The sequence below is a fragment of the Amycolatopsis sp. NPDC051061 genome, from assembly GCF_040682935.1.
Taxonomy (GTDB): Bacteria; Actinomycetota; Actinomycetes; order Mycobacteriales; family Pseudonocardiaceae; genus Amycolatopsis.
The window spans coordinates 1-25,722 of record NZ_JBFBBZ010000036.1 but is presented as its reverse complement, the minus strand read 5'-3'; the positions used below and the strand labels follow the sequence as shown (position 1 = coordinate 25,722).

The following is a 25,722-nucleotide window of genomic DNA, read 5'->3' as shown; positions in this document are numbered from 1 at the left end:
GGTCGATCGTGCGCAACGTGGTGGTCGTCGGGGGCGGGATCGTCGGTCTGGCCGTGGCCTGGGAGCTGACCAGGCGCGGGCTGGACGTCACGGTGCTGGAGAAGGAGCCGCGCTGGGCGGCGCACCAGACCGGGCACAACTCGAACGTCGTCCACGCGGGGCTCTACTACAAGCCGGGGTCCTTCAAGGCACGCATGTCCGTGGCCGGGAACCGGTCCATCGTGGACTTCGCGCGCCAGTACGGCGTGCCCGTCGAGGTCTGCGGGAAGCTCGTCGTCGCCACCGACGAGAAGGAGATCCCCGCGCTGAACACCCTCGCCGAGCGGGCCGAAGCCAACGGCGTCCCGGCGAAGAAGATCTCCCCCGCCGAAGCCCGCGAACACGAGCCCGAGGTCGCCTGCGTCGCCGCGCTGCGGGTCGAGTCCACCGGGATCATCGACTTCCCCGGCGTCTGCCAGGCGCTCGTCCGGCTGCTCGACGAAGCCGGCGTCGACCTCCGGCTGAACAGCCCCGCGCTGGCCATCCGCGCCGGGAGCGACGGCGGCGTCGAGGTCGCGACCGGCGAAGACGTCATCGTCGCGGACGGGCTCGTGAACTGCGCCGGCCTGCACTCCGACCGCGTCGCGCGGCTGGCCGGGCTGACGCCGTCGGCGAAGATCGTGCCGTTCCGCGGGGAGTACTACGAGCTCAAGCCCGAACGCCGCGGCCTGGTCAAGGGCCTGATCTACCCGGTGCCCGACCCGACGCTGCCGTTCCTGGGCGTGCACCTCACGCGGATGCTCGACGGCAGCGTGCACGCGGGCCCGAACGCCGTGCTCGCGCTGCGCCGCGAGGGCTACCGCTGGGCCGACTTCTCCGCCAAGGACGTCGCCGAGGTCGCGACCTTCCCCGGCGTCTGGCGGCTCGCGAAGAAGTACGCGTTCCCGACCGGGCTCGACGAGGTCCGCCGCTCGTTCTCGAAGAAGCGGTTCGCCGCGAGCCTCGCCCGGCTCGTCCCGGCCGTCACCGAGGACGACATCGTCCGCCACGGCTCCGGCGTGCGCGCGCAGGCGATGCGCCGCGACGGCTCGCTCGTCGACGACTTCCTCATCGAAACCGCGCGCGACCAGGTGCACGTCCTGAACGCGCCGTCGCCGGCCGCGACGAGCGCGCTCGAGATCGCGCGCCACATCGCCGACCAGGTCTCAGAGGCCTAACTCGGCAGGTTCGCCGTCACCAGCGGCAGGCCCTGCTTGACGGCGTCGCACGTCTTGGTGTCGTCGCCGATGAACCCGCTGACCACCTGCACCGACGACGTGTCGGTGATCGGCAGGGTCGCGCCGCAGGTCGCGCGCAGGCCGCCCATGTTCGGGAAGACGCCCCACTTCTTCCCGCCGACGTCGACGGTCTCGGTCGGGGCGACGTTGTTCGCGCCTGGCCAGTCCCCGACCGGCGTGCTGGGACCGAACCAGACCTCGAACGCCTTCTGGCCCTCGTCGCCGTCGGTGTCGTCCCAGAGGCAGTAGGTCGCGTTGGGCACCGCCGACGAGTTGTCCTTCTCACCAGTGGGCGAGATGTTCTTCAGCTGCGCCACCTGGTCCGGCTTCAACGTCGCGCACGGGTCGGCCGAGAGCAGTGGGCCACCCGGCTCGGTCTTGGCCGGCGCCGTCGGGGTGATCGACGGCGCGTCCTGGCCGCCGGGCAGGTGGGCCGCGACCTGCGGGACCGCCGCCTTGGCCAGCTCGCACGACTTTTCGAGGGGCGGTTCCGAGACGCTGACGTACGCGAAGGACTTGTCCCCGAGGAGGGCGTACAGCACGCAGTCGTCGGAGAGGAGCGACGGATACTGCCGCCAGCTGAAGCCGGCGATCTGCTGCGGGTCGCCCTTCGGGACGGCCCCGGCGATGTACTCGTTGAAGTCGATGTCCGTCGTGTAGCCGACGTTCAGGATGGCTGACGGCTCGACGTCGTCCTTCGTGTTCCACAGGCACATCGCCGACTGGTTCCGGTCCTTGTTCTCCGGCACCGAGCGGCCCTTGGCCTCGTAGCCGAGGGCGTCGAGCTGGCCCTCGTCCAGCAGCGAGCAGGCGTCGACGGCCTTGACGATCGGGCCCTGGCCCGGCACCGGCGACGCCGAACCGCCGACGGCCACCGTGCAGCCGGACACCACCACGGCCAGGGCCGCCAGCGACGCCACGGCCTGCCACTTCATGCGCATGCGAAGGATCCTCCCGTTCGGCTCGGACACTACTGGGCCGAACGGGGGCGCACCTGGCATAAGGCCGAATCAGCGGGGCGTGAGGACTTCCTTGCCGCCGACGAACGGGCGCAGTGCCTCCGGCACGCGGACCGAGCCGTCTTCCTGCTGGTGGTTCTCGATGATCGCGACGATCCACCGGGTGGTGGCCAGGGTGCCGTTGAGCGTCGCGGCGATCAGCGGCTTCCCGTTCTCGCCGCGGTAGCGGATCGCCAGGCGGCGGGCCTGGAACGTCGTGCAGTTGGACGTCGAGGTCAGCTCGCGGTAGGTGTCCTGCGTCGGGATCCACGCCTCGCAGTCGAACTTGCGGTGCGCGGACGTGCCGAGGTCGCCGGTCGCGGTGTCGATGACCCGGTAGGGCACCTCGATCTTCGCGAGCATCTGCTCTTCCCAGCCGAGCAGCCGCTCGTGCTCGGCCTCGGCGTCCTCCGGCTTGGTGTAGACGAACATCTCCACCTTGTCGAACTGGTGGACGCGGATGATGCCGCGGGTGTCCCGGCCGTACGAGCCGGCCTCGCGCCGGTAGCAGGACGACCAGCCCGCGTACCGCTTGGCGTCGGTCAGGTCGAGGATCTCGTCGGAGTGGAAGCCGGCCAGCGGCACCTCCGACGTCCCGACGAGGTACAGGTCGTCGTCCTCGAGGTGGTAGATCTCGCTCGAGTGCTGGCCGAGGAAGCCGGTGCCGGCCATGATCTCCGGACGGACCAGCGACGGCGTGATCATCGGCGTGAAGCCGTTCTCGAGGGCCTGCGCGATGGCCATGTTGAGCAGGCCGAGCTGCAGCTGCGCGCCGACGCCGGTGAGGAAGTAGAACCGCGAGCCCGAGACCTTCGCGCCGCGTTCCATGTCGACGCCGCCGAGCGCTTCGAGCAGCTCGAGGTGGTCCTTCGGGGTGAAGTCGAACTTCGTCGGCTCACCGACGTGCTTGACGACGGCGAAGTCGTCCTCGCCGCCGACCGGCGCGTCCGGGTGCACGAGGTTCGCCACGGTGCGGAAGAGCTGGTCGAACTCCTCCGACGACGTGTTCTGTTCCGCCTCGGCGGCCTTGACCTGCGCGGCGAGCTCCTTGGCGGTGGCCAGCAGCTGCTGCTTCTCCGCCGGCGGGGCCTTCGGGATCTGCTTGCCCAGGAGCTTCTGCTCGTTGCGCAGCTTGTCGGCGGCCGCGATGGAAGAGCGGCGGCGGGAGTCGAGCGAGAGCAGCTTGTCGACCACTCCTTCGTCCTCGCCACGGGCGCGCTGCGACGCGCGCACGGCTTCCGGGTCATCGCGCAGAGTCCTGGGGTCAATCACGAAGACAGAGGGTAGTCCGTACAGACTGTGCGTCCCTACTGGGTTATCCCGACAGTCTGATCGTTGAAGCGCTGTTCACGGCGTCCTCATACTCCAGGAAACACGGAGGAGGCGCCCCGATGACCGATGAGCTGCTCGCCCGGCACCGCGCTGTCATGCCGTCCTGGATGTCCCTGCTCTACGAAGAGCCGATCGAGATCGTGCACGCGCACGACCGGCGGATGACGGACTCGCGGGGCCGCACCTACCTCGACTTCTTCGCCGGGGTGCTGACCAACTCGATGGGCTACGACGTCGCCGAGATCGGCGACGCGGTCCGCAAGCAGCTCGACACGGGCATCCTGCACACCTCGACGCTGTACCTGATCCGGTCGCAGGTCGAGCTGGCCGAGCGGATCGCCAAGCTCTCGAACATCCCGGACGCGAAGGTGTTCTTCACCAACTCCGGCAGCGAGGCCAACGACACGGCGTTGATGCTGGCGACGCAGTTCCGGCGCAGCAACCAGGTGCTGGCGATGCGCAACTCCTACCACGGCCGGTCGTTCGGAACGGTCGCGATCACCGGCAACCGCGGCTGGTCGGCGTCGGCGCTGAGCCCGGTCAAGGTCAACTACGTCCACGGCGGTTATCGCTATCGAAGCCCGTTCCGGGACATGTCGGACGCCGACTACATCAAGGCGTGTGTCGCGGACCTGGTGGACGTCCTGGACACGGCGACGGCGGGCGACGTCGCGTGCCTGATCGCCGAGCCGATCCAGGGCGTCGGCGGGTTCAGCCTCCCGCCGGACGGCCTGTTCCGGGCGATGAAGGAGGTCCTGGATTCCTACGGCGTGCTGTTCATTTCGGACGAGGTCCAGACCGGTTGGGGCCGCACGGGCGAGCACTTCTGGGGCATCGACGCGCACGGCGTGACGCCGGACATGATGACGTTCGCGAAGGGCCTGGGGAACGGGCTCGCGGTCGGCGGGGTGGTGGCCCGCGGGGACGTCCTGGATTGCTTCCAGGCCCAGTCGTTCTCGACGTTCGGCGGCAACCCGGTGTCCATGGCCGGCGCGACGGCGGTGCTGGACTACATCAAGGACCACGACCTGCAGGCGAACTGCGCGGCTCGGGGTGCGCAGTTGCTGTCCGGTCTGCGTTCTTCCGGCAGCCCGCTGGTGGCCGAGGTGCGCGGCAAGGGGCTGATGATCGGGGTGGAGCTGATCAAGCCGGGCACGACGGAGCCTTTCGTGGCCGCGGCGGCGAGGATGCTGGAAGAGACGAAGAAACGCGGGCTGCTGGTCGGGAAGGGCGGTTTGCACGGCAACGTCCTGAGGTTGGGCCCGCCGATGACGTTGACGGCGGAGGAGGCCCAGGAGGGGCTCGACATCCTGGTCGACTCACTGGCGGCAACCCACGCGGCGCTCACCTGACCTGTGGACAACGCGAACGGAGGGCACCGATTCCGTCGGTGCCCTCCGTTAGCGTGGAAATCGGGGGCTGCTCAGCTCCGCACGAAGCGCGCCACGTGCTCGGCCAGCTCCTCGCCCGCGTCCTCCTGCAGGAAGTGCCCCGCACCGGCGATGACCGGGTGCTCCAACCCCTGCGCACCCCGCATCGAGCGCTTCAGGATCGGTGCCATCCCGCCGGTGATCGGGTCGCCGTCGGAGAACGCCACCGAAAACGGGATCTCCAGCTCCGTCAGCGTCTTCCACGCGTCCCGGTTCGCCGAGGACGCCGGGTCGTCCGGCCGGTACGGCACCAGCGAAGGCATCGCCCGCGGGGCCGCCTTGTACATCTCGTTCGGGAACGGCGCGTCGTAAGCCGCCCGCTCCGCCTCGGACAGCGACGAACGGCACCCCGACTGGACGAACCGTGCGACATCCAGCACCTGGGCCTTCTTCACGGCCTCGCGGAACGAGTGCCACACCGGCGGCATGTCGACGTCTCCGGTGGGCAGCCCCGTGTTGGCCGCCACGACCCGCGAAAACCGCGACGGGTTCTCCGCCACCAGCCGGAGGCCGATCAGGCCGCCCCAGTCCTGGCCGACCAGCGTCACGTCGTGCAGGTCCAGCGCGTCGAACGCGAAGCCGCGCATCCACTCGACGTGGCGCGCGTACGTGTGGTCCACCTGGTCGCCGGGCTTGTCGGACCGGCCGAAGCCGACCAGGTCCGGGGCGATCGCGCGCAGGCCGGCCGTGGCCAGCACCGGAAGCATCTTGCGGTACAGAAAGGACCAGCTGGGCTCGCCGTGCAGCAGGAGCACCGGCGGGCCGTCGGCCGGGCCCGCCTCCACGTAGCCGACTCTGATCCGGCCGCCGTGCGGGTCGTCGAGTTCGACGTAGCGAGGCTCGAAGGGAAAGTCGGGCAGGTCCGTGAACCGGTTGTCCGGTGTCCTCAGCAGGCGCACGAACCCCACGCTAGTGCGAATGGAAGAGCCGGGCCACGCGTCGCGTGACCCGGCTCACAAAGGCGGGTCAGGAGATGCCGACCGCCACCACGAGGCCCAGGCCGATGTGCGCGGCCGCGACGACGATGCTCACCGGGGCGAACTTCTCGCTCTCGATGGTCGACGCCACGTCGATGCGGGTCGCCCACTCCAGCAGCCGGACCGCGACGACCTGGACGATGATCCCGATCAGGCCGTAGACCAGCGAGGTGATGAGCCCCTCGGTGAGGTCGCTGGCCGAGTTGAAGATCGCCACGACGACGATGAACGACATCGCGAGCAGCCCGGATGCGGTCACGATCACCGCGTTCGGCAGACCCGCGTGCACGAGCTTCGACAGCTTGCCCGGTGTGGTCCAGTCGATCGCGTAGAAGCCGGCGAACATCAGCAGCAGGCCGATGACGCCGTACAGCAGGATCGCGCCGATCCCCCGCACGAGGTCGGAGCCGAACGTGTCGGACAGCGCAAGGGTCGTGTTCACGAGTTGTCTCCCAGGAGAAAGAGCTGATCAGCAGCGGTGTTGTATCACGCTTCGGGGATGCGATGTGGGACAAATGCCGCACCGTCGTCGGTGACCAGGCCACCGGTCTCCCGGATGCCCAGGCCGGCGGCGCTGTCGCCGACGATCCACGCGCCGAGCGCCGGCCGGTAGCCGTCGAACTCGGGGAGCGGGTCGAACGCCTGGTAGACGAAGCCTTCGGCACCGTAGACGCCGTCGGTCTGGGTCTCGTAGCCGGTCGCGACGATCTGGACGTTCGCGCCCTCGCGGCCCAGCTTCGGCTTGCGGACGTACTCGGTGAGCAGGCCGGGGTCGTCGGCGAACGCGGGCAGCAGGTTCGGGTGGCCCGGGTAGTTCTCCCACAGGATCGCCAGCAGCGTCTTGTTGGAGAGGATCATCTTCCAGAGCGGCTCGATCCACAGCGTCCGCGGCAGCGACTCGACGGCGTGGCGACCGAACTCCTCGTCGACCGCCCACTCCCACGGGTACAGCTTCAGCACGGTCGCCATCTGCCGCTCTTCGAGGTCGACGAACCGCTTGAGCACCGGGTCCCAGCCGATCTCTTCGATCGCCAGTCCGACCGTGTCGAGCCCGGCCTCGGCCGCCGTCTCCTGGAGGTACGCCGTGGTGACGTTGTCCTCGCCGGAGGGGTCGGCCGCCGACCAGGTGAAGTGCAGCTCGTTCGACGGCAGCTTGTCCTGCAGGAACGCCCACCGCTCGACGAGCTTCTCGTGGATCGAGTTCCACTGGTCGTCGTCCGGGAAGACGTCGGTCTTCCAGTGCCACTGCAGCAGCGACGCCTCGAGCAGCGTGGTCGGCGTGTCCGCGTTGTACTCCAGCAGCTTCGCCGGCGACTTGCCGTCGTAGCGCAGGTCGAACCGGCCGTAGACGTGCGGGTCCTGCCGCTTCCACGACTCGGCGATGTGCGGCCAGACCCATTCCGGGATGCCGAAGCGCTGGTAGCCCTCGGTCGTCACGACGTTGTCGACGGCCTCCAGGCACATCGAGTGCAGCAGTTCGACGTCGGCCTCGAGCGAGAGGACCTCGTCCATGTCGAAGACGTAGTGCACGGACTCGTCCCAGTACGGCCGCACCCGGCCGCTGCTGTCGCGGGCCGGCGTGCCGTAGACGAGCCCCTGCTCCTCGACGATCCGCTGCCAGTCGCGCCGCGGCTCACGCCGGTCCCGGTACACCTAAGATCCCCCGCTCTTGCCGCTGCCGCCGGTGCCCCCGGTGCTGCCGCTCTTCCCGCTGATGCCGAAGCCGCCGCGCTGGACGGACTTGCCGGACTTCGTGTTGACGTTGGTGCGCGACGACGGCGCGTCGTACGAGCCACCGGTCACGCGCTGCCCGATGACGCCGGTGCCGCCGTAGTTGTAGCGGTAGCTGTTGTAGCCGCCACCGCCGATCGGCAGGAACAGGAAGCCACCGCTGTTGTAGCCGCCGTGACTGGTGACGTAGTTCTCGTCGCAGTTGTCGTCGTTCTGGACGACGCCGCTCGCGTCGGTGCAGACGGCGGTGACGTCGCCGGCCGGCTTCGCGACCGTGTAGAACGTTGCGACCAGGCCGACGAGCCCGACCGTGACGCCGCTGCCGATGAGGATCTTGCGCCGGGTCGCCGCCTTGGCGTCGGCCTGGCGGGCCACCTCCTCGTCGCGCTCCTCCTGCACCAGCGCCTGCTGACGCGCGCGCTGCTCGGCGAGAGAGGGTTCCTTGGGCTGCGTGTTCGCGTCCTGAAATCTCATCGAACCGCGCTTCGGCGGCTCGGGGGGCGGCTGGTCCCCAGTGTTGCTGTCCTGCGTCATGTGCGCTCCGTAATCCCGGCCACCACGAAACCGTGACCCACCCTAACCACCCTAGGTCGCGCACGTCGCGCGCGGCGCGGGCATCATGGACTGCGATGTCTCCCAGCGCCGATCGGTTCCCCGCCGCCACGCAGACGCTGCGCACCCGCGTCGTGATGGGCGGGATCTTCGCGGGCGCGCTCATCGCGCTCGCCCTCAGCGTCGTGTTCTCCTGGAGCGACGGCGTCACCGGCGGGTCCGGCGGCGGTGCCGGCAAGCTCTCGGCGGAGGCCGAGGAGGCTTTCCACTCCCCGCCCGGCAGCTGCCTGACCTGGACCAACCCGGACGCGAGCGACGCGAACAAGGTGGCCTGCACGCAGCCGCACAAGTTCGAGGTCACCGCGCTCGTGGACATCGGCGCGCAGTTCCCGGAGGGCGCGCCGGTGCCGTCGCTGGACCAATGGCAGCAGATAGCGCAGCAGAAGTGCACGTCGGACGTGAAGCCGTACCTCGGCCACAACCTCGATCCGTACGGCAAGCTCACGACGAACCTGCTGCGCCCGACGCCGTCACAGTGGGATGACGGCGACCGCCAGCTGCGGTGCGGCCTGCAGTGGGCGGGCCCCGGCGGCACGCTGCTGACGACCACCGGGCCGGCGAAGGAGCAGGACCAGTCGCTGGTGTTCGAGCCGGGCACCTGCCTCGCGCTGCTGGGCAAGGGCGTCGGCGACCCGCTCGAGTGCACCAAGCCGCACTCCTACGAGATCATCGCGACCCTCGACCTCAAGACGAAGTTCAAGGACACCTACCCGTCGCAGGACGACCAGAAGGCCTGGCTCGACACCGAGTGCACCAAGCAGGCGTCGGACTACACGGGCGGCGCCGACCTGGACGCGAAGAAGCTGATCCTGACCTGGGACCTGCGGGAGCAGGAGAGCTGGGACGCCGGGTCGACCAAGGTCAACTGCAAGGTGGCGGCGCTCCTGCCGGACAAGAGCGGCCTGCAGGCCGTGACCGGCAGCGTCAAGGCGGCCCCGGCGGGCGCCGACGGTGGCCAGCCCCAGGACGGCGGCCAGCCGCAGGACGGCGGCCCGCCTTCGGACGGGGGCGGCGGGCCGGCGACGTCGAGCTCCGCCCCGCCGACGTCGAAGCAGAACGGCTGATGCCGGTCGAGATGAGCCGGGAGCGGTTCGAGGAACTGGTCTCGGAAGCCCTGGACGAGGTGCCGGCCGAGTTCGCGAAGGCGATGGACAACGTCGTCGTGCTGGTCGAGGAGTTCAACGACGAGGCTCCGGACATCCTCGGGCTTTACCACGGGATCGCGCTGACCGAGCGGACGTCGTCGTACGGCGGGGTGCTGCCCGACCGGATCTCGATCTACCGGCAGCCGATCCTCTCGATGTGCGAGGACGAGGACGAGGTCGTCGAGGAGGTCCTCATCACCGTCGTGCACGAGCTGGGTCACCACTTCGGGATCGACGACGCCCGGTTGCACGAGCTCGGCTGGGGCTGAGCGCGCACTAGTAGTGACACCGTGACCACCATCGAGTGACATCACCCTTATTCTGTTACTCGAAGTCATTGGGTGATCGCGATGAGTGCTGGGGGCTCCGGTGAACCCTGCTCGAAGACTCACGTGGCTGCTGACGTCGAGCGCCGCCTCCCACCTGGGCGACGGCATCGGCAAGGTGGCCCTGCCCCTGCTGGCGACGACGCTGACCCGCGATCCGGTGCTGATCGCCGGGCTCTCCGCCACCCAGTTCCTGCCCTGGCTGCTGTTCGCCGCCGTCGCCGGCGCGCTGGTCGACCGGATCGACCGGCGGCGCGCGATGATCGCCGCCAACACCGCCCGCGCCGTCGCGGTCGGCACCCTCGCGGTGCTCGTCGCCACCGGCGGGATGACGATCTGGCTGGTCTACCTGACGGCGCTGGTCATCGGGACCGCCGAAACGATCGCGGACAGCGCGGCCAACGCCCTGGTCCCGGCGGTCGTCGGCGACGGCTCGCTCGACGCGGCCAACAGCAAGCTGCAGGCGTGCGAGATCGTCGGCCAGACGTTCCTCGGCGGCCCGCTCGGCGGACTGGCCTTCGCGCTCTTCGCCGCCTTCCCGTTCATCCTCAACTCCGCGGGCTTCGCGATCGCGGCCGCGGTCCTGCTCGGCCTCGCCGGCACTTACCGCGGCCAGGCCGCGGTGCACCGGCCCACGCGGCTGCGCACCGAGCTGGCCGACGGCCTGCGCTGGCTGCGCGGGAACGCGCTGCTCAAGCGGCTGGTCGTCATCGCCGGCCTGCTCAGCCTGGTCAGCGAGCTCGCGCAGGCGCAACTGGTGCTCTACGCGCTCGACGACCTCCACCTGTCCGACGCGACCTTCGGGCTCTTCGCGTTCGTCGGCGGCATCGGCGGGCTGCTCGGCGCGGGCGTCGCGCCGCGGCTGGTGCGCGCGGCCGACCGGCGCGTGGTCGTGGCCGGCGGGATCCTCTGCTGCGGTGCCGGGTTCGGCGGGATGGGCCTGGTGCGCTCGCCGGTGGCGGGCGCGGCGCTGTTCGGCCTGTTCGCGGCCGCGGTGGTCGCGGTGAACGTCGTGCTCGCCACGGCCCGGCACACGCTGGTGCCCGGCGAGCTGCTCGGCCGGGTGCTCGGGGTGTGGCGCACGGTCGTCTGGGGCGCGATCCCGCTCGGCGCCCTGCTCGGCGGCGTGCTGACCGAGGCGCTCGGCGCCGCGGCGCACACGTTCGCGGTGTCCGGGCTGGCGATGCTGGTGATCGCCGGGTTCGCCTCCGTCGCGCTGCGGCGCTCCTCGCTCGATGACGAATCGGACTCAGCCGGGGCGCTACGGCACCAGGATCCGGGTTTGTGAGCTGAAATATCTCATCACCCGGGTGGTGGGAGGCGGCTATGCGCACCGTGGACCAGGGCACCGGCACCGACGCCGAGCCCGATTTCGACGAGTCCCCGACCGAGTCCGGGGAGGTCAAGGCGGCACCGCCGCAGTCACGCCGGATGCTCGTGCTGTGCGCGGTCGCCGGGTTCGTGCTCGGCGGCGGCGTGCTCGGGCTGCTGTGGGGCCTGTCCGGCGTGCACGCGGGCGCGCTCGACGACGCGCTGGCCGCGTGCCAGTCCCTCGACCGGGTCGGCGAGCTGCCGGACACGAGCCGGGACGCGCAGCCGTCGCTGACGCCCGGCCTCACGCCCGAACGGCTGCACCGGATGACGGCGGCCCGCGAGCTGTCCGCGGCCGCCGCCCAGGTCAACGCGGCCTACCAGCCGCTGGCCGACCACATCGACGGCGTCAGCCGCATGGTGCTCAGCCTGCACTTCAACGACATCTCCGGCCAGCGGCACCTGGTCCAGGCCCAAGAAATCTGCGGCCGCCTCTAGGAGGTGTGGACCGTCTTCACCGAGAGCTGGTTGCCGGGGATCTTCGTGCTCGCGCAGGCGGTCCCGTCGGTCGGCACGAAGTTCGACGCCGTCTCCTGCGGCAGGTAGATGCGCAGGCCCTTCACCGCGGTCGGCTGGCAGGTGCCCGAGTCGAAGTTCTGCACGTTCACGAACTGGATGTCGGCGACCGCCGTCTGGCCCGGGTTCAGCTTCACCGCGTTGCCCTTGGTGCCTTCGCGGAACGCGTCCTTGCCGACCTGGTGCCCGTCGTTGCCCGCCACGTAGGAGACCCCGGGGAAGCCCTGGATCTCGCACGGCTTGGAGCTGGCGTTCTTGATGAGCAGCGGCCGGAACGTCGAACCGGCGCCGGCGTCGCCCTGGCCGAGCGACAGCGTGACGTCGCCGGCTTTGCAGAGGCCGTTGTCCACCGGCTGGGCGGCCGGCGACGAAGCCGGCGCGGGGCTGCTCGGGCTCGGCTCGGCCGCGGTGGCGGTGGTCGAGGTGGGCGACGCCGTGGTCGACGGCGTCGAGCTGCTCGCCGCGTTCGTGGTCCCGCCGCTTCCGCAGGCGGAAAGCGCGAGGACGCCCGCCGAAGCCGCGACGACCGGCAGCAACCGTGAGAGCTTCGTCCGAACCATGTCAATCGCCTCCCTGGTGTGGTGCTACTGGGTAGACGTACGGATCTCCGGCAGGTTGTTCGAACCGTTAATTCCCCACCAAAAGTGTTCTAAACGTGACGGGATCACACTCGGGACGGTCAGAGCGGGGTGTCGACCCAGCTCAGGCAGCGCCACTGGCCGTCCGGAAGGGCGTTCAGCTCCACCAGGCCGGTGTTCGGGATCAGCGCCGCGTTGGCGACGTCCGCGTGGACGTTCGGCGCCAGCCACTCGGCGGACAGCCGGATCGCCCCACCGTGGCTGACCAGCGCGATCACCCCGTCCGGGTCGGCCTGCTCGTGCTTGGCGCGCAGCCGGCCGACCGCGTCGAGCATGCGGGTGCGCACGCTCGTGCCGCTCTCGCCGCCGGGCAGCGACGGCGTCAGCTCGCCGAGCGTCCACCGCCGCACCGTCTCCATGTAGGTGCGGATCGACTCGTGGTCGGTCGCCCCTTCGAGGTCACCCGCGACGACTTCGTGGACACCGTCGACGACCTGCACCTCCAGCGAGAACTGGGCGGCCAGCGGCGCCGCGGTCTGCTGCGCGCGGGTGGCCTGCGACGCGTAGACCGCGACGATCGGCTCCTCCGACAGCCGGAACGCGAGGTCGGCGGCCTGGGTGTGGCCGAGCTCGGTCAGCGGCGGGCCGGGCAGGGTGGTGTCGAGCGCGCCGCGGACGTTCCCGTCGGTCTGACCGTGGCGGATGAGCAGCAGCCTCACGCCAGGTCCCCCTTGCGAACCGCGTCGGCCCACACGGCGGCGTCGACGAAGTCGTCGTTGCCGGCTCCGGGCTCGATCGTGGTGCGCGTCCCGTCGGCACGCGGGTGCGAACCGAGGAACCGCAGGTTGCGGCAGTGCCGGCGCAACGCCGTCAGCGCGTCGAGGATCCGCGGCTCGGCCACGTGGCCCTCGAAGTCGATGAAGAAGCGGTACTCGCCGAAGTTGTTGCGCGTCGGGCGGGCGTCGAGCCGGGTGAGGTTGATCCCGCGGTCGGCCAGCGCGGTGAGCAGCTCGGCGAGCGTGCCGGTGCGGTTCACGGCCGCGGCGACGACGGACGTCCGGTCGGCGCCCGTCGGCTCTGGCAGCTCACCCGGCGGGCGGACCAGCAGGAACCGCGTCGCGGCGTCGCTGACGTCGCCGACCTCGGTGGCCAGCACCTCGAGGTCGTAGTGCTCGACGGCGACCGGCGCGCAGACCGCGGCGTCGAACTGCCCCTCGAGCACGCCGACCGCGGCCGCCGACGTCGACGAAGACGCCACCGGGTGGGCGTCCGGCAGGTTCGCTTCCAGCCACTCGCGGACCTGGGCGAGCGCGTGCGGGTGGCTGGCGACGGTCTTGATGTCCCCGCCGCCGCGGCGCGTCAGCACGCTGAAGTGGATCGGCAGGATGTGTTCGGCGACGGCGACCAGCGGGGTCGACTCGCTGAGCGCGTCGAGCGTGGTGGGCACCACGCCCTCGACCGAGTTCTCGATGGGGACGCACGCGGCGTCCGCCTCGCCCTTGCGGACGGCCGTCATCGCCAGCCGGACGGTCTCGACCGGAATCAGTTCTTCGCCGCCGGCGAGGGCCCGCGCGGCCTGTTCGGTGAAGGTCCCCTGGGGGCCGAAGTATGCGATCCGTGACACAACACCCAGGTTACGGGTCAGCACCGTGGTGACTTTCACTCGGACAGCCGGTACCAGAACCGGTTACGCCGGGTGGCTTTTTTTGCGATGCTAGGGACGTGACCGCCGACTCGGGCACGCACACCGGCCGTGAGGGCACGCACCCGCCGGTCTCCCCTCGCACACCGGAGCTGGTGCTGTGCGCCGTCGATGAACCACTCGCCACCGCCTGGACGTCCGCCGCGAAAGCGGTGGCGGGCCGGGTCCGGGTGCACCGCGGGTCGGTGCTCGACGTCGTCGCCCAGGCCGTGGTCAGCCCGGCCAACTCCTACGGCTGGATGCGCGGGGGCATCGACGCCGTCTACGCGCGGGCGTTCCCCGGCGTGGAGCAGAGCGTCCGAAGTGCCGTTTTGGCATTTCACGGCGGTGAACTGCCGATCGGCGAATCCGTGATCGTCCCGACCGGCGAGGCCGAGCCGGCGTGGCTGATCAGCGCGCCGACCATGCGCGAGCCCGGCGAGCGGCTGCCCGCCGACACCGTGCACCCCTACCTCGCGGCGCGCGCGGTGTTCCTGCAGTGGCGCGACGGCCGGCTCGACCAGGGCCCGGTGCGGGAGTTCGTCGACACGATCGCGATGCCCGGCCTCGGCACGGGCGTCGGCGGCGTCGACCCCGCGACGTGCGCGCGTCAGGTCGCGGCGGCGTGGGACGAGGTCTTCCGTAACTCGCGGTGATCAACCGAAACCCGGCGTGGACTACATCACAGCGCGTTCACCGGCCGTAAGCCCTACCGTTAATCACGCAGGTGAACGTCCGCCAGTGCAGGCGACGGCCGGAGGAGTATGCGATGACCCGGGTCCGCGAACTCAGCCCGTATGTCGAGCTGCACCGGGAACAGTGGAAAGAACTGCGAAGTTCGACGCCGTTGCCGCTGACCGCGGCCGAGCTGCTGCGGCTGCGCGGGCTCGGCGAGCAGGTCGACCTGGCCGAGGTGGCCGACGTCTACCTCCCGCTGTCCCGCCTGATCAACCTGCAGGTCGCCGCGCGCCAGCGGCTCTACGAAGCGACCACGACGTTCCTCGGTGACGACTCCCGCGGCACGAAGGTCCCGTACGTGATCGGCATCGCCGGGAGCGTGGCGGTCGGCAAGTCGACCACCGCCCGCATCCTGCGCACGCTGCTCGCCCGCTGGCCGGACCACCCCCGCGTCGACCTGGTCACCACCGACGGCTTCCTGCACCCGCGCGCCGAGCTGATGCGGCGCGGCATCATGCACCGCAAGGGCTTCCCCGAGAGCTACGACCGCCGCGCGCTGCTGCGGTTCGTCACCGAGGTGAAGTCGGGGGCCGAGCGCGTCACCGCGCCGGTGTACTCGCACCTGGCCTACGACATCCTGCCGGGCCAGGAGCAGGTGGTGCAGCAGCCGGACATCCTCATCCTCGAGGGCCTGAACGTGCTGCAGCCGGGCCCGCGGCTGATGGTGTCCGACCTCTTCGACTTCTCGATCTACGTCGACGCGCACACCGACGACATCCAGCGCTGGTACATCGAGCGGTTCCTCGAGCTGCGGCACACGGCGTTCGCCGACCCGGCGTCGCACTTCCACCACTTCGCCGGCCTGCCCGACGACGAGGCCCGCGCCGAAGCGCGGCACCTGTGGCGCTCGATCAACGAGCCGAACCTGATGGAGAACATCAAGCCGACCCGCCCACGGGCCACGCTGGTGCTGCGCAAGGACGCCGACCACACCATCAACCGGGTCCGCCTGCGCAAGCTCTGACGCCGGCCGGATTCGTCGGATCGGTGACGCGGCCCGTCACCCACATGCGACTCATTTCCACGCTGGGCGAACGTCCGGGCACTCGTTGTTGCACGCCCGCGACTCTCCGCGCCGGAACCCGGCCGATCGGCCGAGCTGCCGTAACCGGTTGGCCGATACCGGGCGCCTCCCGCGAAAGCGACCCTGAAGGAGTCAGGAAAACGACTCTGAGCTGGGGAGGAGGCCCACGATGTTCACGATGATCCTCACGTGGGTCGGTGCGGTGCTCGGTCTGGCCCTGCTGGTCGCGATGGCCGCCGGAACGTTCGCCGTGGACTTCGACGACAGGCTGCAGGAGCGCCGTCGCAAGACTGTGACCTCCGGGGCTTCGCCCCGGGCCGGGGGCTTCGCCACCCGGAACCCCCGAAATCCCGGGTAGCCGATCGAACCGGCGGGCCCGCTCCCCTGAATCAGCCCAGCTCGGCGAGTGCCTCGAGGTAGCCATCGGCGTCGTATTCGAGCGTTTCGGACTCCAGCAGGGTGCCTTCCAGCGCGTCGATCAGCTGCTCGAAGACCTCGTCGCGGTCGAGTTCGCCCTCCTGCAGGCGCTGCACGGCCAGCCAGGCTTCGGCGGGCTCGTCGTCCCACAGCTGGTCGACGATCGTCGCGCGCAGCACCAGCCGCTGCTCTTCCTCGTCCTCGTCGGCCTCGGCGATGACGAGCGCCCGGCGCTGGTCGGGGTCGGTGGGATCGAGGTCGACCTCTTCGTCCTCGATCTCCGTGGTCAGCGACGGCACCGCGAACATCCGGCGTTCCAGCGCGTCCGCCAGCTCGGTCGGCGACAGGTCGCCGACGTCGCCGAAGTAGCGCTCCAGCGGTGAGTCGTCTTCGTCGGCGTACTCGCTCAGGTAGTCGGCGACGGCCTCGTCGAGCGCGGCGATCGCCGTCTCGGTGAGCCCGGCCCGCTCCCCCGTCCACTGCACCCAGGCCAGCACGACCGGCTCCACGGCCTCCTCGTGGTCGGCGTCGAGCTCGAGCTCCTCGCCGAGCAGCCCTTCGAGGAACCGCGCGATCTTCTCCGGCCCGACGCGCAGCGGGTTCGCGGGGTCGGTGGCCAGGCCGTGCTCCAGCAGCAGGCGCCCGATCGCGCGCGCGGCGCCGGCGTCCTCACCGCTCGCCGTCACGAACTGCTCGACGACGGCGGCCCGCTCGGCGTCGGACCACTCGGCGACCTCGGGGACGAGCGCGGGTTCCGGCAGTGCGCGGGACCACGTCAGCGCGATCGCGTGGAAGCGCGCGTAGTCCTCGCTGACGTCGGCTTCGTCGAGGTGATCGGTGGCGTCGAGGCCGTCCGAGAGCAGGCGGTGCGCTTCGGCCGGGTCGACGGCCTCCGCCACGACCAGCTCCGGGTCGGCGTCGGCCTGCGCCCGCATCTCGGCGAGGACCTCGCCGGGCTGCTCGATCACGACGAGGTCCCGCACGCGGCCGCCCTCGGTGAAGTCGAGCAGCGCGAGCAGGCCGTGCGCCTGGTCGCCGTGGCCGAAGACGCAGAGCAGGGACGACTCGTCGCCGTAGACGTCACCGGTCCGCCAGCACTCGCCGGCGGTGACCTGGCCCAGGTCCGCGGCCCAGGCCGGCGCGGGGATGCCGCGGCCGAGGACGACCTGCAGCCCGTCTTCGGCGGCCTTGCGCTCGACGTCGGTCTCCGCGACGACCTTCAGCGCGGCCAGCAGCGCGGCGGCGGCCGGGGTGATCTTGCGCTGCGCGAACGCGATCAGCTCGAGGCCGAGCGGCTCGTCGCCTTCTTCGAGGGGCACGTCGTGGAACTGGCCGAGGACCTCGGAGGCGAGCAGCTCGACGTCCACCGGCGCGGGGTCGGCGCCCAGCGCCGAGAAGTCGTTCAGGACGTCCTTGAACAAGCCGGTCACGCTGTGGGTGACGGGCTGCGGGGCTTTCTTGCGGGCGCGGCTGACCGGAGACATGCGCTCATGCTTCCATGCGTTTGAGCGAGACGGTCGCGGTGGCCCTGGCGCGGGTCCCGCCGCGTGCTCGACGGGGAGGCGCCGAGCCGGACGGCGGAACAGGACCACCGCGACATCGCTGGCCAAGGAGGTGACCGCCTTGGCGGAACTTCGCTGTCCCGGTGCACGTGAAACACCGGTTCACCTCCGTCAACGAGGTGCGCGCGGAGGGGTTACGGCTTTGGGCAAAGCAATGCGCGCGGTCCGGATTTCCGTGATCAGCCGGGTTTTCCGGCGGTGGGTTTCCACCAACGTCGCGAGGTAAGCGGTGAATTCGTCCGGGGTTTCGGCGCGCTTGTGCAAGGTGCGCAACAGCTTCAGCCGGCGCGCGGCTTCGCGGTAGGCCTCCGGGTCCTTGCGCTCGATGAGCTCCTCGACGTGCTCGCGGAAGACCGGGATCGGCTCGGCCGGGTGCTCCGCGGCCCGCTGCTCGGCCAGTTCGAGCTTCAGCTCCGGCGACGCCCCGAACCGCACGCACGCGCGCCAGGCTTCGTCGGGACGGCCGTCGTCGAGCAGGACGCGGGCCAGCTCGTCGGCGTGCCCGACGCTCTCGGCGGCCAGCTCGCGCAGGCGGGCCAGCGCGGCCCGGCGCTGCGTCGTCCACTTCCCGTCGGCGGTCGCGGCTTCGCGCAGCGCGGCGAACGTCTCGCGGTCCGGCCCGGCGTCGAACGCCTTGCGACGGCGGGAGGTTTCGTCCTCGGGTCCGGGCGGCGGCGGGTTCTTGTCGTGGGTGAGCGCGCGGGCGGCGTGCGCGATGGCCTCGCTGTGCCGCCCGGCGGCCCGCAGCACCCGGACGATCTTGAGGCTGACGTCGCGGCGCGGCGGCTTGGCGGACAGGATCGCGACCAGCTCGTCGACGTCGCCGAGGACCTCGGCCAGCTGTTCCCGCAGTCGTTCGGCGACGTCCCGGCGGTGGCCGGGCCCGCTCGCCGTCAGTACGTCGTCCACAGTGGACTTGATCCGGCGCAGGCCGGTTTCGCCCAGCGCCGTCGCGAAGCCGGCGAGGTCGATCGACGGGCGGCCCGGGCCGTCGAACTCGACCTCGAGGATCCAGTCGGCCAGCTTCTCCGGGTCCGGCGGCCGGGCGGCGCACGCGCGGGCGTACAGCTCCACGGCGCGGTCCAGCCGGTCGCCGAGGTCGCCGGCGTGGTCGCCGGACTGCTCGAGCACCTCGCTGATGTCGTCGACCGTCCGGCGGGCCAGCGGGGCCAGGTCGGCGCGGCTGCCCGCGTCGAGCATCCGCCGCAGCGTGTCGAGGACCGCGCCGACTTTCGCGGTGTACTCGCCGTTCCCGTCGGTCACCGCGGTGTCGAGCAGCCGGTGCGCCTCGCTGACGTCACCGGATTGGGTGGCGGCGCGCAATTCGAGGGAATGCCACAACTCAGGGTCACGCTCAGCCTGGGCGTGCAGCAGGTCCGCCAGCGTCTCCGCGTCCAAAGTGCGCAGGTAAGGGCGGAGATCCGAGGGGGGACTCACGCGGACCAGTCTGCCCGAGCCCGGCAAGCGCGCGTGTGGGCCAACCGCGTGCTCTTTTCGGCGTAATCCTTGACTTTGCGTGACGGTTTCATGGGCGCCGCAAGTCGTCGAGCACGGCTTTCATCGGCCACGGTTCCGGCATCCGCGGCCGTCGTGACCGTGTGTGCCGGGGCCGGGGGATCGCGGCCCGCATCGTCGGCACCATGATCGGCACGACCGGCACGGGCACCCGCGCGACGAGCCGGCGCACGACGACGAGCAGGAGCGCGGCGCACAGCAGCAGGGCCGAGCTCGCGGCGATCGCGGCGGCGAGCGTGCGGCGGCCGTCGTCGAGGGTGAGCTGCACGGCGTACTGGCTTTGCTGCGAGTACAGGAGGCCGAGCTGCCGGGAGACGGTGTAGGCGGAGCCGCGCCACGTGGATTCGGGGACGGGCAACGGCTCGCCGGCCGCGAACGCGTCCTCGACGGCCGCCAGCCTGCTCCAATCGGCGCTGCGGGTGAGCGATTCGTACGCGATACGGCCACTTTCGGTGAGCTGCGGGGCGATCCGGTCCAGCTGGGCCCGGTAAGCGGCCACGGCCTCGGCGAACGGCCGCCGCGTCACGCCGTCGATCCCCGCCAGGGCGAGGGAATCGGAGCGATCCATGCCTTCGGCGACGGAAAGCAGCTCGACGGCGGTGGTCTGCTGGTACCCGGATTCGGCGTCGGGCGCGTGGCGGGCGTTGTCGCGGAGGCCGGCGATGGCGGTATCGATCCGCTGGGTGAAATTCGCGTACGCGGCGGTCCGTTGGTCGGGCACGGACATCGCTTCGCTGCGCTGGCCCTGCAGGGCGACGACGGCGCGGGCGGTCCGCCCCGCCGCGCCGGCCGTGTCCATGGCGCTGTCGCACGTCCGGTTCGCTTGGTGGACCAGGAAGAACGCGATCACGACGGCGACGACGACGAGCGCGCCACCGGGCACGAACGCGATGCACAGCATGCGGCCGCGGACGGATCGCAGGTACTTCAAGGCGTGCCTTTCCGTGCTTTGAGCCCCGCAGGCATCCCGACGAAGTTCAACCTATTGAGTGAGAGATTCACCGGTCAACGCCGGTCCGCCATACGGCCGTTAGCGCACCGTGACCACCGAGGACAATCACCGGGTGACCTTCGACGACGTGACCCAGCGCCTCCGCGGCTTCGCGGCGGCCCGCGCCTGGGAGCCCTACCACACCCCGAAGAACCTCGTGATGGCGTTGTCCGGCGAGGTCGGCGAGCTGACCTCGCTGTTCCAGTGGCTGACGCCGGCGGAGTCGGACGCGTGGCGCGAGGATCCCGCGCTGGAAGCGAACGTCCTGGACGAGATCGCGGACGTCACGCTGTACCTGCTCCAGCTGGCCGACCGCCTGGGCGTGGACCTGACGGCCGCGGCCCACGCGAAGATCGACCGCAACGAGCTCCGGTTCCCGCCCCCGGACGCGAGCTAGCCCCAGAAGATCCCGTCCGGGTTGCGCTCGACCTCGGCGAGCAGCGGGGTCGGCGTGCTCGCGACGGGAGCGTCCGGGTAGGTCAGCCACCGCCCGTTCCGATCGGACCAGCGCACCGACCAGATCCCGAACTCGTCGAGCCGGAGCTGCGCGATCTTCTGTTCGGTCCACTCGGGCCCGGCCTGCGGCGACCACGGCGCGCGGCATTCGACGATGGTGACCGCCCGGCCCCGGGTCCGGCACTCGACACGAACTTGGTCGTGCAGGTGCTCGGGGACGCGTCGCGAGCACCACCGTTCGATCTGCCGGAGCGCGAGTTCCGGAATTCCCGCCATGGTCACAGTGAACCCGAGCCCGCGGGCGCCCGCCTCCCCGGCCCCGGGCCCGGCCGTCGTCCGCTTCCGGTCACCGCGGCGCGGGCTCGGCGATCCGCCACCCGCCGAGCAGCGCGCCGACCCCCAGCGCCGCCAGGAAGATGCCCGCCGCCAGTGGTGAGCCGGCGAACATCGCGAGCACGACGATGACCATCAGCAGCAGCCCGGCGCCCATCAGGATCCGGCCGCCGACCACCTTCGCCAGGCGACCGGACGCGGCGGACGCGGCCCGTGGTGCCGGCGGTGGCTCGAAGCCGAGCGCCACCGGTGCGGTGCGGACGTCGAGCACTTCGGCGCCCAGCTCGGCGGCGCGGGCCAGCCGGGGCTCGTCGGCCGGCGTCGTGGCGTCGACCACGAGGTGCGTGACGCTCGCGGTCAGCTTCTTGGCCAGCTGGACGCCCTCGGCGAGCACCCGCGCCCGCATGCGGTCCGCCGCCACCGTCGTGCCGAGCACCAGCACCCGGGCCGGCTTGCCGCCCGCGACCGGGCGCAGGTCGCCGGCGCCCGTGACGCCGAGCGCCGTCGCCACCTGGCGCAGCTCGTGCGCCTCCGCGGCGGTCACGACGCCGTCGCGTTCCGCGATCTCCCGCAGGGCCGTCACGAGCTGCTCGTGCGTCGCCCGCACCTGCGCGTCGGACAGCCCCGCCTCGGTCGCCGACGCGGCCAAGGCGGCCACCTCTTCCCGCGACAGGTGCTGGTCCGAGACGACCTCGGCGAGCAGGTCCAGGTAAGCGTCCCCGCTCCGGCCGGCGGCGATCCGCTCGAGCGCCTCGGCCATCCACCCCGGCTCGGCCGGCAACGCCTCGGCGCGCGGGAGCAGCCGGCCGCCGGCGAACCGCGGCAGACCGGGAAAGACCGGTGGCGACGCGAACGTGAACCCGTACCGCCCGAACATGCCGGTGACGAGCTGGGCGACGGTCCTCGCGCCGGACAGCGCCGACTGGCCGGGCCGCGTGGACACGCCCAGCGCGTGGGCCACGGTGGCGAGCCGGTAGTTGGGCAGCCGCACGACCGACCGCGCGGCCGGCAACGTCGAGACGCCCGGCAGCACGGGCATCCGGACGCCGAGGAACTTGACCTCGGAGTCGAGGAAGGCCGTGACGGACGCCAGGTCGTGGGCCACGATCACACTGCCCGCGCACAGATCGAGCAGCGGCCCCAGCACCTCGCCGAACGACGGCGCGTCGTCGAGTTCGCCGCGCGTGATGCCGTGCACGAGCGCCGGACCGGGCGGCAGCCCGGCTCCGGGATCCACCAGCGTCGTCAGCTCACCCACGATCGAGCCGTCGGCGTGGACCCGCACCGCGGCGACCTCGACCACCCGGCCGGGGCGCAGCCCGGTCGTGCGGACGTCCACCGCGGTGAAGTCGATTCCGTGCGCGGGGTAGCCGCCCGCGCCGAGCAGCGAGAGGGATTCGATCACGTCCGCTGGTCGTTTCCCCGCGGCGTCTTGTGACAGCTTTTCGGCGCGCGGCCGTGGTTCGTGACGCGATCGTGACGGCAACAATCCGTCCGATAACGACTGATGGGCGATCACGAGCCCCTGCGTAACAAGGGCGGGAGTTTTCCCGAGTACACCGTCGGCACGTCGCGTTCGAGGAACGAGGAATCCGGGATGAAACGCCTTCCGAACTGGCTGAAGATCGTCTTGGCCGCTTTCGCCGTCCTGTTCGTGCTGGGCGCGATCTTCGGGAAGGCGCCGGAGCCGAAGCCCGCGGCCGTCGCATCTCCGGCACCCCCGGCGACCACGGCGAGCAGCGCGGCTCCGGCTCCCGTCACCTACACGATCGGGACCGTGACGGACGGAGCGACCGTGGTGGTGAACGGCAGTGACGGCACCAGTAAAACGGTGCACGTCCTCGGCGTCACACCACCGGTCGTCACCACCGGGTGCTACTCGGCGGAATCGCTCGCCTGGGCCACCACGACGCTTTCCGGCAAAGCCGTGACGCTCGGCGCGGAAACGGCGCACGGCATCGCCGTGACGTTGGCCGGCGGCGAAGACTACGCGGCCCTCGCGATTCAACGGGGTTATCTCAAGTACGCGACGGACGCCGCGTTGCCCGCGCTCGCGGCCGCCGAGAGCGCGGCGAAGCAGGCGGCCGGCGGGCTGTGGGGACCGCCGTGCAACGGGACCATCGACGTCCCGGCACCGACACCCACGCCGACGCCGACCCCGGAACCGCCGGTCACGAAGGCGGCCCCACCCGTGCAGACCACCGAAGCGGAACCCACCCCAGAACCCGATTCCGCCGCGTACTACAAGAACTGCACGGCCGCGAAGGCCGCCGGAGCCGCACCGCTGCACCGCGGCGAGCCCGGCTACCGGGCCGCGCTCGATCGCGACGGCGACGGCGTGGCCTGCGAACGGTGATCTAACCTGGACCGATGACCACCGCCGACGACCTGCTCGGCAGGCTCGCCGCCCTGAGCCGTAAAGAGCTGGCGAAAGTGCTGGCGCACCGGCCGGACGTGCTGCAGGAACCGTGGCCGCGGCGGCTCGACGTCGTCGCGGCCCGGCTTGCCTCTGTGCAGTCCGTGGAAGATGCCGTGCTCGGGTTGTCCTCGCCCCAAGCGCAGGTCTTGAGCGCCGTCCAGCTTTGTCACGCGCTCGGGCGGCGGCCGACCCCCATCGGCGAAGTCGCGAAGCTCCTCGACGCGGCACCCGCAACGGTCGAGTCCTTTGTGGACGAACTCGCCGAACGGGCCCTGCTGTGGCACGACCCCGACGGCATCCGGCTCCCGGGACTCCTGCACAAGGCGAACTTCAGCGACGAAGGCCTCGGTCTCCCCGTCGCCGAACTGCTCGGGGAGATCGGCCGGAGCCGCGCGGCGCACCTGTCCCGAACCCTCGGACTGCCCGAAGGCCTGAAGGAACTCGTCCACTTCTTCCGCGACGGCGACCGCGTGCGCGAGCTGTTCCGCACCGCTCCCGAGCCGACGCGGAAACTGCTGCAGGACATGGCCGACGGCGTCCCCGAGGCCGAAGGCGTGGTGCTGCCCTTCCACACCGCGGAGGGCTGGGCGTTCGACCACGGTTTCCTGTTCGGCACCTACTACGGCAGCGCGGTCATGCCGATCGAGGTGTCGCTCGCCCTGCGCGGCCCGGAGCACCAGCTGCCGTTCACGCCCGACGAACCCGAGTACGCCGTCACGCACGTCGGCGCCGAGCCGGCCGAGGCCACCTCGTCGGCCGCCGCGCTGCGGCTGCTCGACCGCGTCTCGGCCGTCCTGGACCGCGCCGGCGCGGAGCCGCTCCCGCTGCTCAAGGACGGCACGATCGGCGCTCGCCTCGTCAAGAAGCTCGCCAAGGACACCGGCGGGACGCCCGCGGAGATCGAGCTGGCCATCGACCTCGCGGCGCAGGCCGGGCTGCTGCTGGCCGACGAGCCGCCGGCGCCGCGCCGCGGCCAGAAGGCGTCGCCGCCCACGCTGGCGCTGGACCCCGGCCTCGCCCGGCCCGCGCCGGCGCTGCTCTACCGGCTCCTGCTGACGACCTGGTGGGAGCCGGCGCCGCCGGAGTACGGGACCGACGTCGACGCGCTGGTGCGACGCCTGGTCGTGCGGCTGCTGGCGCGGCTCGAGCCCGGCGCCGCGATCGTCGACGCCGACGCGCTGACCCGCCTCGCCGCGTGGCACGCGCCGATGCTGGCGACCGAGGACTTCGCCGGTTACGTCCGGGACGCACTCGACGCGGCCGAACTCCTCGGCGTCGTCGCGCACGGCGCCGTCACCGCAACCGGCCGCGCCCTCCTCGAGGAAGACGGGCTCGTCGAAGTCACCGACGAGCTGGTCGCCCGCGCGCGCACGACGGCGTTGTTCGGCACCGACCTGACCGCGATCGTGCCCGGCTCCCCGGACGCCCGGCTCGCCGCTTCGCTCGACCGCGTCGCCGACCGGGAGGCCCAGGGCACCGCGACCAGCTGGCGGTTCTCCCCCGCGAGCGTCCGGCGGGCGTTCGACCAGGGCGCCACGGCGGCCGGGCTCCTCGATGAGCTGGGCGCGATCGCCGCGGGCGAGCTGCCGCAACCGCTGGTGTACCTGGTCAACGACGTCGCGCGGCGCCACGGTGAGGCGCGGGTACTGGACGTCGCGAGCGTCGTCGTGGGCGAACCCGCGCTGCTCGCCGAGCTGGCCGCGCACCGCAAGCTCGCGAAGCTCGGCCTGCGCTCGGTGGCGCCGACCGTCCTGACGTCCACAGTGGACGCTGCCGGCACGCTCGCCGCGTTGCGCGGAGCCGGCTACGCGCCGACCCACCACGCCGCCGACGGCAGCATCGTGCTGCCCGCCCGCGAAGCCGAAGCGGCCGCGCCCCGGGTCGCCGTCCGCGACGCCGGCCCCGGTGACCGGCCACCCTCTCCCCTCGATCACGCCGAACGACTGCTCGCGGCGCCCGCGAGCGGCCCGAACCTGCTGCGCGGGCAGGTCGCGCGGGCGATGAGCGACCGCTACTCCGGACGTCTCACGCCGAAGCAGCAACAACTCTGCTGGCAGCTCGAAGCCGGGATCCCGGCGGACGTCGTCTACCGGGCGGACGACGGTCCCGCCCGGCTCGTGATCGCGTACCCGGAGCTCGACGGCGACGTCCTGGACGTCTGGTCGCTCGATGACCGCGCGTACCGCCGGCTCGAGCTGGCGCGGATCGACCTGGGTTAGTACTGCAACGGCAGTCGGGTGGCGTGTGGTAGATCATCCTGGTGGTGGTCGATGTGGTGATGGATCAGCTGGACCGGGTGCATGAGCGGATCGCG

26 protein-coding genes are annotated in these 25,722 nt (G+C 71.3%); 12 read left to right on the top strand and 14 right to left on the bottom strand.

What is annotated here, in order from left to right; translation table 11 throughout:
* Positions 1-8 precede the first annotated feature (8 nt).
* Positions 9-1,196 (top strand): L-2-hydroxyglutarate oxidase, encoded by a 1,188-nt coding sequence (gene lhgO / locus AB0N03_RS36850; RefSeq protein ID WP_364381950.1) that lies wholly within the window; start codon positions 9-11, stop codon positions 1,194-1,196.
* On the opposite strand, the gene AB0N03_RS36845 is transcribed toward lhgO, so the two are convergent.
* Together AB0N03_RS36845 and serS are read right to left on the bottom strand one after the other, a co-directional pair.
* A complete protein-coding gene (locus AB0N03_RS36845) occupies positions 1,193-2,197 on the bottom strand; it encodes a DUF3558 family protein (protein ID WP_364381947.1) in 1,005 nt (334 codons plus the stop codon). The genes lhgO and AB0N03_RS36845 overlap by 4 nt on opposite strands.
* A gap of 69 nt (positions 2,198-2,266) precedes the next feature.
* Positions 2,267-3,526, bottom strand: coding sequence for a serine--tRNA ligase (gene serS / locus AB0N03_RS36840; protein WP_364381944.1), 1,260 nt, complete (start codon positions 3,524-3,526; stop codon positions 2,267-2,269).
* A 119-nt stretch (positions 3,527-3,645) separates the two neighbouring features.
* Here serS and AB0N03_RS36835 point away from each other — a divergent pair, with 119 nt between their 5' ends.
* Entirely contained in the window at positions 3,646-4,938 is a 1,293-nt protein-coding gene (locus tag AB0N03_RS36835) for an aspartate aminotransferase family protein (protein WP_364381941.1), read from the top strand.
* 71 nt (positions 4,939-5,009) lie between these two features.
* Here AB0N03_RS36835 and AB0N03_RS36830 read toward each other — a convergent pair whose 3' ends face one another.
* The 4 genes from AB0N03_RS36830 to AB0N03_RS36815 all read right to left on the bottom strand — a co-directional run bounded on the left by AB0N03_RS36830 (position 5,010) and on the right by AB0N03_RS36815 (position 8,258).
* Positions 5,010-5,915 (bottom strand): haloalkane dehalogenase, encoded by a 906-nt coding sequence (locus tag AB0N03_RS36830; RefSeq protein WP_364381939.1) that lies wholly within the window; start codon positions 5,913-5,915, stop codon positions 5,010-5,012.
* 67 nt (positions 5,916-5,982) lie between these two features.
* Complete coding sequence (locus AB0N03_RS36825) at positions 5,983-6,435, bottom strand: DUF350 domain-containing protein (RefSeq protein ID WP_364381937.1); 453 nt, start codon at positions 6,433-6,435, stop codon at positions 5,983-5,985.
* Between the two features lie 44 nt (positions 6,436-6,479).
* Positions 6,480-7,646, bottom strand: a complete 1,167-nt coding sequence (locus tag AB0N03_RS36820) for a glutathionylspermidine synthase family protein (protein ID WP_364381934.1) — start codon at positions 7,644-7,646, stop codon at positions 6,480-6,482.
* Positions 7,647-8,258 carry a hypothetical protein gene (locus AB0N03_RS36815; RefSeq protein WP_364381931.1) on the bottom strand — a complete coding sequence of 204 codons (612 nt, stop codon included), beginning with the start codon at positions 8,256-8,258 and terminating at the stop codon, positions 7,647-7,649. It lies immediately after the preceding gene.
* Positions 8,259-8,353: 95 nt separating this feature from the next.
* On the opposite strand from AB0N03_RS36815, the gene AB0N03_RS36810 reads away from it, so the two are divergent.
* The 4 genes from AB0N03_RS36810 (at position 8,354) to AB0N03_RS36795 (ending at position 11,616) form a co-directional block, all read left to right on the top strand.
* Positions 8,354-9,400: a septum formation family protein gene (locus AB0N03_RS36810; protein WP_364381929.1), complete on the top strand. Its 1,047-nt coding sequence runs from the start codon at positions 8,354-8,356 to the stop codon at positions 9,398-9,400.
* The gene (locus AB0N03_RS36805; RefSeq protein WP_155548455.1) at positions 9,400-9,750 is read left to right on the top strand and encodes a metallopeptidase family protein; all 351 of its coding nucleotides are present in this window, start codon (positions 9,400-9,402) and stop codon (positions 9,748-9,750) included. The genes AB0N03_RS36810 and AB0N03_RS36805 overlap by 1 nt, the downstream gene beginning before the upstream one ends.
* Positions 9,751-9,850: 100 nt before the next feature.
* The gene (locus tag AB0N03_RS36800; protein WP_364381926.1) at positions 9,851-11,095 is read left to right on the top strand and encodes an MFS transporter; all 1,245 of its coding nucleotides are present in this window, start codon (positions 9,851-9,853) and stop codon (positions 11,093-11,095) included.
* Between the two features lie 38 nt (positions 11,096-11,133).
* Entirely contained in the window at positions 11,134-11,616 is a 483-nt protein-coding gene (locus AB0N03_RS36795) for a hypothetical protein (protein WP_364381923.1), read from the top strand.
* Here AB0N03_RS36795 and AB0N03_RS36790 read toward each other — a convergent pair.
* The 3 genes from AB0N03_RS36790 to pheA all read right to left on the bottom strand — a co-directional run bounded on the left by AB0N03_RS36790 (position 11,613) and on the right by pheA (position 13,896).
* The gene (locus AB0N03_RS36790; protein ID WP_364382157.1) at positions 11,613-12,260 is read right to left on the bottom strand and encodes a DUF4232 domain-containing protein; all 648 of its coding nucleotides are present in this window, start codon (positions 12,258-12,260) and stop codon (positions 11,613-11,615) included. The two genes, AB0N03_RS36795 and AB0N03_RS36790, sit on opposite strands and share 4 nt — an antisense overlap.
* Positions 12,261-12,373: 113 nt before the next feature.
* The gene (locus AB0N03_RS36785) at positions 12,374-12,991 is read right to left on the bottom strand and encodes a histidine phosphatase family protein (RefSeq protein ID WP_364381920.1); all 618 of its coding nucleotides are present in this window, start codon (positions 12,989-12,991) and stop codon (positions 12,374-12,376) included.
* The gene (gene pheA, locus AB0N03_RS36780) at positions 12,988-13,896 is read right to left on the bottom strand and encodes a prephenate dehydratase (protein ID WP_364381917.1); all 909 of its coding nucleotides are present in this window, start codon (positions 13,894-13,896) and stop codon (positions 12,988-12,990) included. Before pheA ends, AB0N03_RS36785 begins: the two co-directional genes overlap by 4 nt.
* Before the next feature lie 98 nt (positions 13,897-13,994).
* Between pheA and AB0N03_RS36775 the strand changes: the two genes are divergently transcribed.
* The 3 genes from AB0N03_RS36775 to AB0N03_RS36765 all read left to right on the top strand — a co-directional run bounded on the left by AB0N03_RS36775 (position 13,995) and on the right by AB0N03_RS36765 (position 16,073).
* Positions 13,995-14,609 carry a macro domain-containing protein gene (locus AB0N03_RS36775; RefSeq protein WP_364381914.1) on the top strand — a complete coding sequence of 205 codons (615 nt, stop codon included), beginning with the start codon at positions 13,995-13,997 and terminating at the stop codon, positions 14,607-14,609.
* A 113-nt stretch (positions 14,610-14,722) separates the two neighbouring features.
* Positions 14,723-15,655, top strand: a complete 933-nt coding sequence (gene coaA, locus AB0N03_RS36770) for a type I pantothenate kinase (protein ID WP_364381911.1) — start codon at positions 14,723-14,725, stop codon at positions 15,653-15,655.
* Between the two features lie 229 nt (positions 15,656-15,884).
* Positions 15,885-16,073 (top strand): hypothetical protein, encoded by a 189-nt coding sequence (locus AB0N03_RS36765; protein ID WP_364381908.1) that lies wholly within the window; start codon positions 15,885-15,887, stop codon positions 16,071-16,073.
* A 31-nt stretch (positions 16,074-16,104) separates the two neighbouring features.
* Here the strand turns inward: AB0N03_RS36765 and AB0N03_RS36760 are convergent, their stop codons facing one another.
* From AB0N03_RS36760 to AB0N03_RS36750, 3 genes are all read right to left on the bottom strand, one after another.
* On the bottom strand, positions 16,105-17,616 hold the full coding sequence (locus tag AB0N03_RS36760) for a hypothetical protein (protein ID WP_364381905.1): 1,512 nt from the start codon (positions 17,614-17,616) through the stop codon (positions 16,105-16,107).
* A gap of 189 nt (positions 17,617-17,805) precedes the next feature.
* Complete coding sequence (locus AB0N03_RS36755; protein ID WP_364381902.1) at positions 17,806-19,131, bottom strand: hypothetical protein; 1,326 nt, start codon at positions 19,129-19,131, stop codon at positions 17,806-17,808.
* A gap of 88 nt (positions 19,132-19,219) precedes the next feature.
* Positions 19,220-20,140, bottom strand: a complete 921-nt coding sequence (locus tag AB0N03_RS36750) for a nitrate- and nitrite sensing domain-containing protein (protein WP_364381900.1) — start codon at positions 20,138-20,140, stop codon at positions 19,220-19,222.
* 133 nt (positions 20,141-20,273) lie between these two features.
* Between AB0N03_RS36750 and AB0N03_RS36745 the strand changes: the two genes are divergently transcribed.
* Positions 20,274-20,597: a nucleotide pyrophosphohydrolase gene (locus tag AB0N03_RS36745; RefSeq protein WP_364381897.1), complete on the top strand. Its 324-nt coding sequence runs from the start codon at positions 20,274-20,276 to the stop codon at positions 20,595-20,597.
* On the opposite strand, the gene AB0N03_RS36740 is transcribed toward AB0N03_RS36745, so the two are convergent.
* Positions 20,594-20,932 (bottom strand): DUF3024 domain-containing protein, encoded by a 339-nt coding sequence (locus tag AB0N03_RS36740; protein ID WP_364381894.1) that lies wholly within the window; start codon positions 20,930-20,932, stop codon positions 20,594-20,596. The genes AB0N03_RS36745 and AB0N03_RS36740 overlap by 4 nt on opposite strands.
* A gap of 70 nt (positions 20,933-21,002) precedes the next feature.
* Positions 21,003-22,394 (bottom strand): exonuclease domain-containing protein, encoded by a 1,392-nt coding sequence (locus AB0N03_RS36735; protein WP_364381891.1) that lies wholly within the window; start codon positions 22,392-22,394, stop codon positions 21,003-21,005.
* Between the two features lie 192 nt (positions 22,395-22,586).
* On the opposite strand from AB0N03_RS36735, the gene AB0N03_RS36730 reads away from it, so the two are divergent.
* Both AB0N03_RS36730 and AB0N03_RS36725 read left to right on the top strand, forming a co-directional pair.
* Positions 22,587-23,345 carry an excalibur calcium-binding domain-containing protein gene (locus AB0N03_RS36730; protein WP_364381888.1) on the top strand — a complete coding sequence of 253 codons (759 nt, stop codon included), beginning with the start codon at positions 22,587-22,589 and terminating at the stop codon, positions 23,343-23,345.
* A 14-nt stretch (positions 23,346-23,359) separates the two neighbouring features.
* Positions 23,360-25,627 carry a helicase-associated domain-containing protein gene (locus tag AB0N03_RS36725; protein WP_364381885.1) on the top strand — a complete coding sequence of 756 codons (2,268 nt, stop codon included), beginning with the start codon at positions 23,360-23,362 and terminating at the stop codon, positions 25,625-25,627.
* The last annotated feature ends 95 nt before the right edge of the window (positions 25,628-25,722 follow it).